Below are 15,776 nucleotides of genomic sequence, written 5' to 3'. Positions count from 1 at the left end.
AAACAAGTTGTTATAGTTTAAAAATATCACTTATTATAGACCGATATATTTTCAAAACTTGTTTTGCTAATAATGTTAAACGATCAAAATCAATCTTTAAGACCGACTCTACTCGCTATTGAATCTCATCGCAAATGGCAGAGTTATGCCGAATATTGTAAGTTACGTGAACAGGGATTGCGAAAGCAAGCTTTTTCTGCACTTGATATTTTTTTAGCCGATAGCCTGCAATGGTGTTTTAATGAGCAGAAGGAGTTTGTAGCCTTTGTATTCAATCTTTGTGAGGACGATCTTGAGCTTCAACTTATTTATCTATGCTACCCGCTAATGAGCAAATTGATAAAACCGACACTTGATAAGTGGTGTAAGCAAGAAAAAGTCAATAGCCAGCCTTTTCGTTGGTATGGAAAATTCTTTTGTGACAGTTCTTATATCTATCACGCACTTCAAATCGATCCTTGTGATGACAAAGCAAGAAAATGGATTATCACTAACTTGCTAGAAAAAATTGACTTTGCAACGCATCATTTACCTGACTATTATATTGGCGATCCTTTATTGGCAATTGAGTGGGGAAAGGAAGTACAGCAACATATCAATTTATTAATTGACAAAAAAGCCCAACCGTTTTGGCAAAAAGAGTTAGAACAATCACTTATACTTGTTAATAATTATATTCAGTGGCAGGCAAGCCATCATCCTGATTTTGAACAATGGGGTAAAGAAAATAAATTACAAGTCGATTCAAACGATGAAACTTATTATTATCAATAATAGTTAAGCAATGCTCAGAGTGCAATGAGGATTAGTTGTTTTTAGTTTATCATCATTACCAAACTTAATATAACTAGTTTGAATATAGTTATAATTTTTTTGTATTATCGCTATTTAAAATAGCTGCCTATAATGTGATAACTAAAATAATAGATATTGATTGCAATTAGTTAATTTAACTAGTTAAAAAAAGAGGAGTGATAATGAAAAAACTTTTTAATATATTAGCAATAATAGTGATGGGGTTTATTTTATTTGGTTGTGAACAAAAGTCTGAAACGAATGCTAATAATTTAGAAAAAAAAGAGATTGTCGTCGGTTTACCGCCAAGTATGCATAATATTTTAATGGAAAGGGTGGTCAAGCCTGAATTAGAAAAAAAAGGTTATACGGTCAAGTTAGTCAATTTTAGTTCATTACGAGACTCCAATACAGCATTGGTTGAAGGTAGTATCGATATGAATGCTGCTCAGCATCAAGCTTATTTAGATGTTTATAATAAAGAAACGAATAACGATCTAGTCTCGTTAGTGCACATACCTTCTATTTCAGCAGCGCTATTTTCACAAACTCATCGATCTTTAGACGATATTGCTCAAGGGCAAACTATCGCTATACCAAATGATCCTTCGAATACCGCTAGAGCATTGTTATTACTGCAATCTTTGGGTTGGATAAAATTAAAACCTCAAGCGCAATCGGGCACTGTCAGTGTTAATGATATTGCTGAAAATAAATATAACTTAAAATTTAAAACATTATTATCCGAAATTATTCCTCGAACGCTTAGCGAAGTTGATTATGCGATTATGCCCGGCGGTGTTGCTTGGTTAAGTAAAGTGCCTGCTGATAATGTGTTATTACAAGAAAAACTGTCACCTAATTTAGAGTTAATGGTGGTTGTTAAAAAAGAAAATTTAAATACTCAGTGGGCTAAAGATGTGAAACAACTTTATCAATCTGATGAACTTAAAACGTTTATTAATGAAGATCCTGATGCTAAAGGTCGATTTATTTGGCCACAACAATAATAGAAAATTGTTATCAGGTGACCCAATATCCTAATTAATTGATTAGGATATTTTTGTCGTTATTGTAAACTATGATTGGTTATCTTATGTAGATAAATAATCAATATAAAATTTTTCTTAATTTTTTTCATGAATATTAATTAAAAGATTTCAAATCTATTAATTTAATTGGAATTATTGACTTTATTTTGATAAAGTTACTGTTCGTTTAATAGACATGAAATTTGCAAATAATGGAAAAAATTAAATATATTTTAGTATTTTTTTGTAGCATTGCTTTAGCGGGATGTTTTGAAAAAACTACCTTAGATCGTTTGATCGATAATCCAACAGCCAGCGACATTAAATTAATAATTGATGGTACAGAATTAACTATTCCTGCTAAGTCAGAAGTTAATTATAGTTTCGAGTATGGTAAACATACGATGACTTATAATAACGATTCAATCAATTTTATTATAAAGCCCGCTAAATTCGGCGGAACTACAATTATTAATCCTACCCAAAGTAACTATATTTTACATACTAATGTTTACGTTACCTCGGCTATGAAAGAGAGCGAATCTGATAAAGTTATTGAACAACAAATTAATAATATTCCCATCATTATTAATGGGGAAGTTACCGAAATACCGCTTACCGCAAAACTAATTAATGATGTATTTATTGATCAACAGGATTATGATTGGGATTATGGACTTGATCAGGATTTACCTGAAGAAATAACGCGAGAAATGTCAAAAAATTATGCTTACTCTGAGACACTTACAAAACTTTATCGTGAAAGTGAATATATCAAACTTTTAAAACAAGATGATATTGAAGAAGAAATCAGTTTTCCCTATCAACCTAAAAAATTTAGTGAAATCAGTTCTACTCATTTTTTCCCAACAGTTGATCTTAATGCAATAGAATGTGAACCAGGTCGAGAATATATTAAAAATCTTTACGATCAATGGCAGCATCTTTTTACCCTTAAAGGGGGGGATTTTGTAAGTAAATATAATAAGTTAATGGACGATAGTGATTTTGATAAGCAAAAACAATTAGAAAATATTTGTAACAACCAGATTGATCCTAATCGTACCTATCATACAGCTATGACAGATTATAATTATAATATCCTCAGAGATGCTAGAGATTTTAACTTTTTTCTTATTAAACAATAATATTATCTAATTGCTTTGTTTAAGATAAGCTTTATCTAAGCTATTTAATAAATAAGCATAAAATTATTTTTAATAGTTTTATGCTTTAATTTTTTGTGTTTTCTTTTATTTTTGTAACACATTGTTTTATCGATTTTAATTTTATGATTAAAAAAACAATTCCTGTACTTCTTCACCAGAAAGTCATTTTACTTTGGCTATAAAATAGTTATAAAAAATTGATTGAGCTCTCATTTTTCATTTTCTTCCTTATGTAATATTAACATTACCTTTAAGAGGTAATAGTACTGGTTAGTCTAGAAACTAAACATAATCGTATACTAAGGAGAGCCTATTTATGTATAACGCCAATAAATTGTTTAAATTGACTATGATTAGCTCGGTAGTGAGTTCATTTTTTATCTCATGTCAGGTATGTGCTTTTCAAAAAGGTTCGACTGAAGACTTTTTAGGGCATGAAGTTGGTATTACTTATCATACCGCCGAACAAGCTGTAAGTAGTAAAGATTATTTACCTCCTTTCCCTGATAAAGATAGCCCTGAATTTGAAGCCGACAAAATCGCTTACTTACAAGGTTATCAATTAAAAGATACACCGCGCTGGCAACAAGCAACGTCTGATGCTGATTTACATACAGATAATGTCGCTAAGATATTTTCAATACCATTAGGTATAAAAATCTCACCAAAAACAACACCGACACTTTACAAAATGTTTGGTGATTTGCTAGTTGATTCTGCCGATAATGCCACAAAAACAGCGAAAGAATTTTATAAACGAACCCGTCCATTCGTTTATTTTGGCAACCATCCTTGTCAACCTCAAGATGAAGAAGAGCGATTACTGCAAAATGGTTCATTTCCTTCTGGGCATACTTCATACGGTTGGACACTAGCTTTAGTTTTGGCACAAATATCACCAGATCATGCGGCAGCAATAATTAAACGTGGTTATGAATTTGGACAAAGTAGGGTGATTTGCGGTGCTCATTGGCAAAGTGATGTTACTGCCGGTAGAATGGTTGGTGCTGTTGAATACGCTTTTTTACAAACGCTTCCCAAATTTCAAACGGATCTAAAACAAGCAATGGCAGAAGTTAATTATCAATATAGTTTATTAAAATAGTTTTAGATAGATAATTTTGTTGATATTGTTAGCTATACTTCAATTGGTGATGTTAGATAACTCTATGTTTAACATCCGTTAATTATCATTTTTTTGACAAAAATAAATATCAATTTTTGCATAGGATATGATAAAGTGTATGCTCGATTTAAATATTAATAGAAAAGAATGTGATGAAAAAAATACAATATACGTTATTACTTACTTGTAGTTTAGGGTTGGTTGGTTGTTTTGATTCTAACCCTATTGAATCAGGCTCAGTAGACCGTTGGATAGATAATCCAACTGCTAATGAAATCAAAGTGTCTATAGATGGTAAAGAGTTAATTGTACCGGCTAAATCTGGTATAAATTATACATTTGACTATGGAAAACACAGTTTATCTTATAATAATCAGACACTTAACTTCATGGCTAAACCTGCAATAGTATCTAATTCAGGATTTATTAATCCCACACAAAGTAATTATATTTTGTTAACGACTTACTATACGAACAACCAACAAGTCTACGAAAAAATGATTGCTTCAAAACTTAAGAATGTTCCTATCATTATTAATGGTGAACAGACTGAGATTGAATTACCAATAAATGTGGTTAATGACGTATTTATTGAAAGAAATAAAACGCCTTGGGATTATTCTATTGATGAAGCATTACCTGACTCGGTTACTGTAAAAGGTGAAAACCAATATCAATCTCAACGACGTAAACTCTACCGCGAAGATGAGTTTTTGAAAACGTTAGATATCCCAGAAAATGAGAAGGTCAGTTTTCCTTATCAGCCTAAGAATTTTGCAGATTTACCAAAAGTTGTGATGCCAACCATTTCGTTAGATTCGATTACATGTAAAAAAGGGCGCGAGTTTGTTGACACACAAGTAAAAGATTGGAATAAGTTTTTCAATTCAACAGGGAAAGAGTTAGCCAACGTTTATAATCAATTAACTTCAAGTGAAACATTCCAAACTAAACATGCAATCCTAAGTGAATGTTCAACTAATGGTGAAGATAAAAATAGAACTTACGCAACAGAAATTGATAAGATAGATGAAACAGTCAAACCACAAGAACAAGTTAATCTATTTATCACACAATAATAATGTCTTTCGTCTAGTGTAAAAATTAGATAATACGTTACTTAATTCTGATTAATAAGACATAGAATCGATTCTATCAATTTTATGTCTTACATCTCCTCAATCAAACTCTTATCACTTCGTTAGTTAAATATAATAATTGATTTGCCATATGACAAAGTCAAGTAACATTATACTCGTTGAAATTATTGAGCTATATCACATAAATTACATAAAAATCTTGGCGGTCTCAAGATTCAGGATAATATCTATCCATGTATAAAAAAACAAGGAATCGGTTATGAATAAACATAAATTAAAATTAGCTGCAATTATTGGCAGTATTATTTTAAGTACATCGACTGCTTTTGCCTCGCTCGAGGATGTGAAGAATTTAAAAATTATTAGCTACAATGTTTATAATGGGATGAAGTTAGACGAAAGTGAAGGTAAACAAAAATTTATTGATTGGGCAAAAGCACAAGATGCTGACATTATTGCTTGGCAAGAGATGAATTTTTTTACGCGTGAAAAGCTTGAAAAATTTGCAGCAAGTTATGGACATAAATATGCTGTACTTTTGAAAGAAAAACCAGATGATGCCGCTTTTTTCCCTGTTGCAATTACCTCAAAATATCCTATAGTTAATGTCAATAAAGTCGTTGATAATATGTGGCATGGAGCTTTATATGCCGATATTGGCAATTATCATTTTGTTATTACTCACATGAATCCATTTTGGACGGCAAAAAGAATCGATGAAATAAACTTAATTATTGATTCAATTAAGTATAGTCGTGATCCCAATGGCAAATGGATTATAGCTGGTGATTTGAACTCTTTTTCACCTGCTGATAAACAAACCTACGATAAAAGTAATCTGTTAAATGATATTAAAGAAAAGCAGAAACAAAGACCAATATTAGAAAATCTTGTTAATGGACAATTAAGTTATACCGTGCAACAAAACTTATTGGATGCAGGTTTTATTGATGCCTTGAAAATTAAAAATAAACAATTTATCGCAACAGCGCCAACGAAAGTATTTTATGATCAAGCTTCAACGCCACTACGTTATGATTATATCTATATTTCTCCTCCTCTCAAAAAGGATGTTATTGACGTTAAAGTGCTAAAAGATGATTTTACAGATAAATATTCTGATCATTACCCAGTGCAAATGATAATTAAAAATAAATAGTTTTAACCAAGTTCGGTAAAGCCATGCATAAGCTGCATGGCTTATCGTGTTATTTTTATATGGACGTTTTTTTATTATTGATAAACACTAAATTGTGATTGCGATCGCAATGTATCAATTTGAATTTAATTAATATCAGCTATAACGTTAAATAATCAATATGAATGAATTTAACTAAAAAAGCAGTAGGATAAATATATGAAAAAAATTTTTTTTGTGTTCAGTTTTCTGGGATTGTTTTCACTGTCTTCAAGTGCACTTGCTACAGATGATTTAGTGGTTTCTCAATATCAAAGTTCACCGAATAAAGTGTATGCCGATAATGCTCAACCGCAGATTACTGTTGCTAATTTTAATATTGCAGGGGGACTTAGACATCACAAGGTCGATTTAGACTTGGTTGCTAAAGCAATTAAAGCGATGGATGCTGATATTGTCACACTTGAAGAGGTTGATCAAAATACTACCCGTAGTGGCGGCGTAGATCAAGCTAAAATCATCGCTGAAAAAACAGGAATGCACTATCTATTTGGTAAAGCTACCGATATGAAAGGCGGCAATTATGGTAATGCTATACTTTCGAAATATCCTATTGAAACAAGCAAAACCTTTTTGTTACCGTCTGGCTCTTTTGAACAAAGAGCATTGATGTTAAGTAAAATTAATGTCCCTGGCTTTGATTCGCCTATTTATGTATTTAATACCCATTTTGATTGGCATGAAGAAGATGAAGTAAGAATGGCACAAGCAAGGTTTATTAATAGTATTGTGTTTGATGATTTAGATTTAGATACTGAATTTCCTAATTTGGCTTCTGGTATTATGTTGTTACTCGGCGATTTTAATTCAGTTAAAAATGATAAAGTGATAAAAGAGCTTGAAAAATACTGGTCTTTGGTTAAAAAAGATTATGTAGATACTCGCACTTGGCCAGCAGGAAATCCAGGATTAGATTTAGATCATATCTTTACCAGTCGCAATCAAATATGGAAAGTTGAACAATTAACGATTCCTAATGATGGTAACGAATGGAATGGTATTAAATGGCCATTAGTCAGTGACCATATTCCCGTTATAGCAAAATTAAAATTAATTGAACAATAACCCGTGGGCAATATGCCCACTTTTACTTCGATGATCTACCTAATTTAGCAATCAAATAAATATAGACTAGCTCACTGAATAATTCGACTAGTGTTTGGGTGACAATTACTGCCGGTAAAATTGGCATGATGTCTGCAATAGCCATTGCTATTGGCAATATCACTAACGCATTGCGTGTACCAGCACTAAAGGCGATAGCTCGACTTTCTGTGATGGAGACACGAAAAAAACGACCAACAAACCACCCAATAAAAGGCGCAAAAATAGCAAATAGTAGATAAAATGGAATAACTGATATGACTTGTGACAAATTCCCTTTAAGCTGAGGTAAAATCGCTATAATTACAATAAATAAGGCTAAAGCGGTGGTGGGGACCGGTAGTATATTCAATAGATTGACTGTTTTTGTCATAATTTGACTTCGACTTGCACATATCTGGATTATTACAGCAATGGTAAGTGGAAGTAAAATTAGCCATACAAAAGCATGAATAAATGGTGTAGGTTCAATGAGTCCTTTAACCTGTTCACCAATAAATATATTTAGATAAAAAGGTAACAAAAACAGTTGAAGCAATAACAGTAATGGTGTCGCCATTAACAGTGATCGGGCATCAGCATGACCAATATGTGCAAAAGTGACAACGTAATCAATGCAGGGGGCTAACAATACAAATAAGATACCAAGCTTAATCAAAGGTTCATTGGGTATAAAAATAGACAATATCCCTACAAATAGTGGTATAACAACAAAATTAGCAATGACTAAAGCAACAATAAATCGCTTATAAAGCAAAAATTTTGTTATATCGCCAATTGGAACTTGTAGAAAAGTCACAAATAGCATGACCCCTAAGGCAGGAGTAATGGCTGTCGCAAAAACTGAGGTTCCATTTATACAAAAAACAACAATCATTGCGATAAAAACCGATAAAAAATAAATAGCTATTTGTTGTTGCTCTAATTTTTGTTTGAGGCTTTGCATATTAATCAAATACTTTCATCAATTCAAAATTAACCTTTAGCATACTGTTGATCTTCAATTAAATAAATGGGATTGTTTTAACAAGAAAAATATTTATTATTTTTCGAAAAAACGATCTTAATATAGAAAATATTGATCATTCTATTTGAACAAGTTACGTTTAATAAAATCAGTTCATTGATCTGCTTAACAAAACTTAATAAAAAAGGTGTAGCATGTTTTTTAGGTGTGGTTATAATTCTTGTATTTCAACTAGATATTGTTGGTGTGGTTTTAAATAAAAATTCATTAAAATCAAACAATTGCTTGACAAAGGGATATTTATGAAGTATACTATAAATGGAACAGCACACAGCACACAGCACACAGCACACAGCACACAGCACACAGCACACAGCACACAGCACACAGCACACAGCACACAGCACAAATTAATTATTTAACTTTACTCTTTTATACACCGCTTAAATTAGCTAAGACTTCAATCTGTTATCTACCGTCTTATTTTGTGCGTAAAACTATATTTTTGAGTTTATTATCGACATTATTGTTTAATTATTCATTTACAGCGCAAGCGCTATCAACCAAAACCGTGAATATAATTCAAGGTAGTGCTCCATATATTGAATTTAATGGTAATGAAATAAACGATTTGACCGAATTACTTAGTATTCGTGTCGGCAATGATGTTTATGTCAGCGATGAACAAGGCAATATGAAAAAGAAAAATGATGATGGAACCCTAACTGATATTACATCTATCACGTTTGCTAATGTTGACGATATATTTAAAAATGTATCTACTCTTTTACCTGCGGATAACACTTTGCATGCATTTAATGATTTATCAATCATCCCATCATCAATGCATAAGGATATCGATGGTGATGATAATTTTACTTTAACTGGTAATTTTAAAGGGGAGTGGAAAGATAAAGAGAATGTATCATTAGATAACAAAATAGTTAAATTACCTGATATTTGTAAGTCACCTTATACACTAACTTTAACTACTACAGAAAATCCTTCAATTAGTACTTTATATGGTATTCCATCTACTAAAATTTATGGTAATGGTAGTGCAAAATATACGATAGATATTAATCCAGATACTCCAGCAAAAGTTTGTTTTGCTAGACCTGGTAGTTATTTACAACCACCTGATCTAGCCGAAGATATTTCTGGTCCGCCTAATATGTGGAATAAGGAGTATGGTTTTTTAATACAGTCGACAGATTCCAATAGTTATAATCTTAATTTTCCAACAACAGGTGGGGATAAATTATATTTTGATATGATAATTATTGGTTCGCCAAATGTATTAACTTGGCCCGATGTGACAGTTGGAGGTATAACGGCAACTATGAGTAATATTACACCTACAACAGTAAGAGTGACGCTATTAGGACCAAGTGCAAGTAAAGAACAAATGTTAATAGCAAATGCAGCTACTAATCCGACAGGCCCTGTTGATAAACCAATTTTACCTGCAAAGTTTGAGTTAAAAGGTATGTTAAATGGTGAGGTTGTTGTGAAATATGGATTTGAAATTAATAAATGGTTTATTACTAAGGGAAGGCGTGAATCAGCAGTTCGTTACGAGTTGGGTAAACCTTCCTCTTGGTGTTCAACAACAGGATATCATTTGCCTCAAATTATGGAATTGACCAATGCATCAAGTTGGGATAGTAGTAGCGACTATGAACCTTATCCGCCTCCCGTTCAAACACCAAGTCCGGATAATTTTTATAAGCGAATGATTGGTGGTGGTTTTTTAACTGAATGGGGTGATTTGGTAGATGATTATACAAGTAGCGGTTCGGCTTTTGCAAAAAAAGGATTTAGTTTTTATTGGACAACTTTCTTTACGCCTAAAACAAATGATGAATATAAATATTATGCATATGCTGTTGCTGCATATGGGGCAGGAGCTGTTGTTCCTCAAACCGTTGAGCTTTATTCTTCGCCAGGGGGTTCATCTACTCAAGACGTGGGCGTTGGAACTGTATGTGCTTACCCTTAGTTTCATGGGCGACAAAATTTAAATATAAAGTGACATGTTAGCAATATTAAAACCTAGATATGTCGTTTTATCTCAATCAGATGAAAGCCAGCGTAGCTGGAAAAAAATCACTCCGCTTCACCGAAGGTGAAGCGGAGTGAATAAAATTTATACAATCAGGTTCAAAACTTCAATAAATTTAAATTAGAATGTATTTTATCCCTATTAGATAACTATTAGTCGTATGCTATCCTCATCAGGTAAAGCCAATTATTTATTGTTAAGATATATTAGAAAATTTAAGTGTTCAGTGTAAAATTGACTTTAGATTCGAGTGTTAAAGCGAATTGAGTATAGGGTGTTTTATAGTTAAATCTTTTTCTGGGGTGATGATTAAGCTGATTTTCAATGACATTAATCTTTTTATCGCGGTTATTATCAAAGGTCAGTTGTACTGTGATTTAAATCAACCTAAATACGCGGTCAATAGACAATCGTCTATTCATTAATTTATCCGTTCGAATATAATGAGTGGTGTTATTGTGTTGTTATACTTTAATGCTTAATCTTAATTTTTTAAATTAACTATCTGTTTTAACCCATTACTATTGGTTAATTTTGGTAATTAACTATTCCAAACTATTCTTAATTATTAGAATTGTGAGCTTTATCACATCGTATAATAAAAGAAGTGCAAAGTTAATTGGTACAAAATACTTTCGTTAAAATTATCAATTTTGTTTTTAACCATAAGTTAAATCGAATTAAATTAGATAAAATCACTATTTATTAACGCCAGTCTGTTATTTCGTTTTGAACCAAACAAAAGTCATTTATACCAAATTTTAATAACCAATAAACTGCAATAAAGATCACAATTTATGGTTATTTTACTGCCTATACTGATATTAATACTTCGGTTAATTTTTTTCCGAATTTTATATTTATCAGGAGGTAGTAATGAAAAAATATGTCAAAAATTGGATCACAATCGGATTACTCACTGCATTTTGCCTGCCTATTGGTTCGGTATGGGCTAAAGAGTATCAATTAACGGGGAAAAATACACAAATCACGCTATCTGATAATGATAATCACAAAAATGTCACATCTTTTAATATTACTAACCCTATAACCCATGATTCAATCAATGTTAATACGCTATTTGAGATTACTTTGAATTCCGGACAAAAATTGACCGATAAAGATTTCCAATTAGATAATTTGCAACAAAAAGACAATCAAATTTATATAAATTTAAGTGGTCATGATATTGCGATTCAAACCCTATTGATTCTCAATGACGATAAACATTTTGCCAGTTATGAGCTGCAAATCACCCCTAAAAAACAAGCACTTTCAATGTCAGCCGTTTCTTTAATGCCATTCCATTCACAAGCGCCATTTATTTATGGTTCTGTTGTGAGTTCACCTATTATCAGTGATACCTTTTTTATCATTCCCGAAAATCCATTAACCAATACGGTTGCCTATGAAGGCGGTGTTTTGCAAAAAATTCCGCAAGCGATCCCGTTACAAGTTAATCATACCTTGAGTTATAAAACCTATATTGGTACCTATGAAAATGGGCAATTAAGACGCAATGTAAATGAATTTATTAATCACGTTCGAGAACGACCATATAGCCCATATTTGCATTATAACTCTTGGCTAGATATCGGTTTTTTTAATCCTTATACCGAAAAAGAAGCTTTACAACGCATTGATCAATATGGTGAGCAATTGGTTGAAAAACGTAAAGTCAAACTTGATGGTTATCTGTTTGATGATGGATGGGATAATTTACAAGGAAACTGGGGATTTAGTGCAAATTTTCCTAATGAATTTAATAAATTAAAAACTGCATCTGAAAAATATGGTGCGGCACTTGGTATTTGGTTGTCACCTTGGGGAGGATACAATAAACCACGTGATACTCGTGTTGCCAATGCGTTAAAACTAGGTTATGAGACAATGGATGGTAAACTGGCTTTATCTGGCCCTAAATATTATGCTAATTTCCATAAACGGATTTTAGAATTAATCAAAAATCAAAATATTACGATGTTTAAACTTGATGGGACAGGCAATGCGGATAAAGTGATTGCTGGTAGCCAATTTACTAGTGATTTTGATGCGGCGATCCATTTAATTGAAGATATGCGTAAAGCGAGTGATCATTTATATATTAATTTAACAACCGGAACCCAGGCTACGCCATCTTGGCTGTTTTATGCCGACTCCATCTGGCGAGGAGGCGATGATGTCAATTATTATGGGCCAGGCAGTAAAGTTCAACAGTGGTTGACTTATCGTGATGCAGAAACTTATCGATCAATTGTACTTAAAGGTCCATTGTTCCCATTAAATTCTTTAATGCTGCATGGCATTGTGTATGCTAAACAAGCAAAAAATTTGCAACAAGAAACCGAAAATGACTTTGCCGATCAAGTTTGGAGTTATTTTGCAACTGGAACGCAATTGCAAGAAATGTATATCACCCCTGAACTGATGACAACAAACAATTGGGATACGTTAGCGTCGGCGGCTAATTGGGCAAGAGATAACCAAAAAGTGTTATTTGATACCCATTGGATCGGTAAAGATCCCACAAAATTAGGGGTATATGGTTGGGCTGGATGGACGCAAGATAAATCCATTATTACTTTACGTAATCCGTCAGATAAACAACAAGTGTATTATCTTGATTTACAGAATGATTTAGAGTTACCAGCAACGGCAAACTCGAATTTTACCATTCAAATTGATTACAATAGTCAATCACATGCACCAAAACCAGCTGTTATTGATAAAACAGCGATGATCACCCTTGAACCATTTGAAACCGTTGTGATGTCTTTAACGCCTCAATAGTAATAATATGCCTTGTATGCGACTTACAAGGCATTAAAAATTGTTTTAAAACAGACGTGTTAATTGATGATGTTTTAACTATGATTTAGCGCATATGGTTAAAAAATGTTATGATTAGGCTATTTACAATAGTAAAAAAGCTCATTATGATACGCGCCATTATTAACTGCAAAGGAGAACTGATTATGATTTATTTAGATGACCTTTGCAGGCTTATCGCACAATAATTGGGTGATTAACTTTTCCATTCTTGCTTCAATTCATTCTGCTGATCTTAGCCTGCCAATTAGATGCATACCTATAATTTAAAACCAATCTTAGTTTATTGATGTAAATTAAAGAGTTTTACAACCTAAAAATGATTTGATAGTTAATTTATCGCTTTTATTGGCGACAAAACAATAATGTTTTGACCATGGTGGTTTTTCTTACTGGTGTGGTTGTTATTTATCTGTTATATCGCATTTAAATTATAGGCACTAAACAATAAAAATATTTTTAATGGATTGATATATGGACAATTCTATACAGATACTATCTGAAAAAGTGTCATTAATTGCTTCAAACAAAACATGGATTGATGGTTTAGCTATTGAGCAACTAGAGGTAACGGCTGCATTACCCAATATGGTTAAAGTGGTTGGAATGCCTGACCTGCATCCCGGAAAAGGTTACCCGATTGGTGCGGCTTATTTAAGTCGTGAAATAATTTATCCTGCATTAATTGGCAGTGACATTGGTTGTGGTATGGGGTTTTGGCAAACCGATATTAGTATTGCTAAGTTAAGCATAGATAAATTAACACGCCAAATAGGCAATATTGATCAACCCGATATGCGACATAAATATAATCTTGGTACGATTGGCGGTGGGAATCATTTTGCCGAGTTACAAAAGGTTAGCAAAATTTTTAGCGAGCAACTTTTTGAGCACTACCAACTTGATGCTAAAAAATTATTTTTGCTAGTGCATAGTGGTTCACGGGGATTAGGGCATGCAATTTTGCAAAACCAAATATCACGATTTGGTTATCAAGGTTTAGCAGATCAAAATGCACCCGCACTTGAATATTTAGCAAAACATGATAACGCTGTCGCATTTGCTATGCTAAATCGTCAAGTGATAGCTGAACGGTTACTCAATAACCTCAACAGTCACGGGCGTGAAATACTCAATGTTTGTCATAATTTTTTGCAACAAGTGACATTAGACCATAACGACTATTGGTTGCATCGTAAAGGTGCATCTTCAGCGCTGGATGAGCTTGTTATTGTACCAGGCTCTCGTGGGGATTATAGCTATTTAGTTAAACCGATACCGAATGAAGCGCTACTCTTGTCACTAGCTCATGGGGCAGGGCGAAAATGGCGCCGAGCAGACTGTGAAAGCAAACTCGATACTCGTTACACAATTGCTGAATTAAAACGAACAAAATTAGGTAGCCGTGTCATTTGTGAGGATAGTCGTTTAATTTTCGAAGAGGCACCACAAGCGTACAAATCAATAGATAGTGTGATTGAATCGATGCAACAAGCCAATATTGTAACAGTTATTGCTCAACTTACACCAATATTGAATTATAAAACACAAGGAGGTCACTAATGGCATTACTGCTTTTTTCGTCTGCCAGAGGGCCTGATGAATGCTCATTGATGGTTGCAAAAGCCATAAAACAATTTTTTATCGAAGCGAATAAATTATCGTTATCGATTGAAATGTTAGAAAGTATATTGGACGACAAGCCCAATACATTTCGTTCAGTATTGATTTCTGTTGAAGGTTGTCTAAGTGAACAATTAATCTCACGTTGGCTTGGCACCGTACAGTGGGTGTGTCAAAGTCCTTACCGACCACATCATAAACGTAAAAATTGGTTTATTGGTATTACTTGCTTACCTAATCCTGTTCCAATACAAGATAGCTCTATTGCGTTTTCGACAATGAAATCTTCCGGAGCAGGCGGGCAGCAGTGAATAAAACGCAGTCAGCTGTACGTGCAACACATATTGCAACCGGTATGACTGTCAAAGTTCAATCAGAACGTAGCCAACATGCCAATAAACGTTTGACAAAACTGCTATTGGCTCATAAATTGGCTGAACATAAAGAAGAACAATATCAACAACAAAAAGAGATTCGTCAGCGATTTCATGATGTTATTCCTCGAGGCAATAGTCGCTTAGTGTTTTATGGTGAAGCGTTTTGTGACAAATAAAAATGATTTTATCTAATTAATCATTGAGTTTTTGTTATTTTTTAAGCATTCTAAAAAAATTATTAATTTTATTATTATCAATAAAACAAAGGCGCTAAATCAGTCTCTTTTGACTAAAAAGCGAGCTTTAGTGCCTAGTCTTTCTGCTTTTTTAATGGTAAATCAAATTTTTTGTAACCTTTGTATTGAATAAAACTATTACAAAATAAATTCATG

General features: G+C 32.8%; 11 protein-coding genes and 1 pseudogene. 11 read left to right on the top strand and 1 reads right to left on the bottom strand.

Annotation, left to right across the window (positions count from 1 at the left end; genetic code table 11):
* Nucleotides 1–72: 72 nt before the first annotated feature.
* From J3U56_RS06380 to J3U56_RS06350, 7 genes are all read left to right on the top strand, one after another.
* On the top strand, nucleotides 73–774 hold the full coding sequence (locus J3U56_RS06380) for a hypothetical protein (protein WP_267367103.1): 702 nt from the start codon (nucleotides 73–75) through the stop codon (nucleotides 772–774).
* Between the two features lie 203 nt (nucleotides 775–977).
* Nucleotides 978–1,805 carry a MetQ/NlpA family ABC transporter substrate-binding protein gene (locus tag J3U56_RS06375; RefSeq protein WP_267367102.1) on the top strand — a complete coding sequence of 276 codons (828 nt, stop codon included), beginning with the start codon at nucleotides 978–980 and terminating at the stop codon, nucleotides 1,803–1,805.
* Nucleotides 1,806–2,038: 233 nt separating this feature from the next.
* Nucleotides 2,039–2,974 (top strand): hypothetical protein, encoded by a 936-nt coding sequence (locus J3U56_RS06370; RefSeq protein ID WP_267332886.1) that lies wholly within the window; start codon nucleotides 2,039–2,041, stop codon nucleotides 2,972–2,974.
* A gap of 337 nt (nucleotides 2,975–3,311) precedes the next feature.
* Nucleotides 3,312–4,100 (top strand): acid phosphatase, encoded by a 789-nt coding sequence (locus tag J3U56_RS06365; RefSeq protein ID WP_267332885.1) that lies wholly within the window; start codon nucleotides 3,312–3,314, stop codon nucleotides 4,098–4,100.
* Nucleotides 4,101–4,273: 173 nt separating this feature from the next.
* Nucleotides 4,274–5,200, top strand: coding sequence for a hypothetical protein (locus J3U56_RS06360; protein WP_267347668.1), 927 nt, complete (start codon nucleotides 4,274–4,276; stop codon nucleotides 5,198–5,200).
* Nucleotides 5,201–5,480: 280 nt separating this feature from the next.
* On the top strand, nucleotides 5,481–6,380 hold the full coding sequence (locus tag J3U56_RS06355; RefSeq protein ID WP_267367101.1) for an endonuclease/exonuclease/phosphatase family protein: 900 nt from the start codon (nucleotides 5,481–5,483) through the stop codon (nucleotides 6,378–6,380).
* Between the two features lie 198 nt (nucleotides 6,381–6,578).
* On the top strand, nucleotides 6,579–7,484 hold the full coding sequence (locus J3U56_RS06350; protein ID WP_267344084.1) for an endonuclease/exonuclease/phosphatase family protein: 906 nt from the start codon (nucleotides 6,579–6,581) through the stop codon (nucleotides 7,482–7,484).
* Nucleotides 7,485–7,506: 22 nt separating this feature from the next.
* Here the strand turns inward: J3U56_RS06350 and J3U56_RS06345 are convergent, their stop codons facing one another.
* Nucleotides 7,507–8,469, bottom strand: a complete 963-nt coding sequence (locus J3U56_RS06345; RefSeq protein WP_267367100.1) for a hypothetical protein — start codon at nucleotides 8,467–8,469, stop codon at nucleotides 7,507–7,509.
* Between the two features lie 508 nt (nucleotides 8,470–8,977).
* On the opposite strand from J3U56_RS06345, the gene J3U56_RS06340 reads away from it, so the two are divergent.
* The 4 genes and pseudogenes from J3U56_RS06340 (at nucleotide 8,978) to prfH (ending at nucleotide 15,560) form a co-directional block, all read left to right on the top strand.
* On the top strand, nucleotides 8,978–10,492 hold the full coding sequence (locus J3U56_RS06340) for a hypothetical protein (RefSeq protein WP_267367099.1): 1,515 nt from the start codon (nucleotides 8,978–8,980) through the stop codon (nucleotides 10,490–10,492).
* Between the two features lie 939 nt (nucleotides 10,493–11,431).
* Entirely contained in the window at nucleotides 11,432–13,345 is a 1,914-nt protein-coding gene (locus J3U56_RS06335) for an enterotoxin (RefSeq protein ID WP_324101573.1), read from the top strand.
* Between the two features lie 513 nt (nucleotides 13,346–13,858).
* Nucleotides 13,859–14,947 (top strand): RNA ligase RtcB family protein, encoded by a 1,089-nt coding sequence (locus J3U56_RS06330; RefSeq protein WP_267367098.1) that lies wholly within the window; start codon nucleotides 13,859–13,861, stop codon nucleotides 14,945–14,947.
* Nucleotides 14,947–15,560, top strand: a pseudogene (prfH, locus tag J3U56_RS12170) (peptide chain release factor H). Before J3U56_RS06330 ends, prfH begins: the two are co-directional and overlap by 1 nt.
* Nucleotides 15,561–15,776: the final 216 nt, after the last annotated feature.

Origin of the sequence: Gilliamella sp. B2824 (assembly GCF_026536245.1) — a bacterium.
In the GTDB taxonomy this organism is placed as follows: domain Bacteria; phylum Pseudomonadota; class Gammaproteobacteria; order Enterobacterales; family Orbaceae; genus Gilliamella.
Note: the sequence above shows the minus strand (reverse complement) of the source record. Positions and strands in the feature narration are given on the sequence as shown.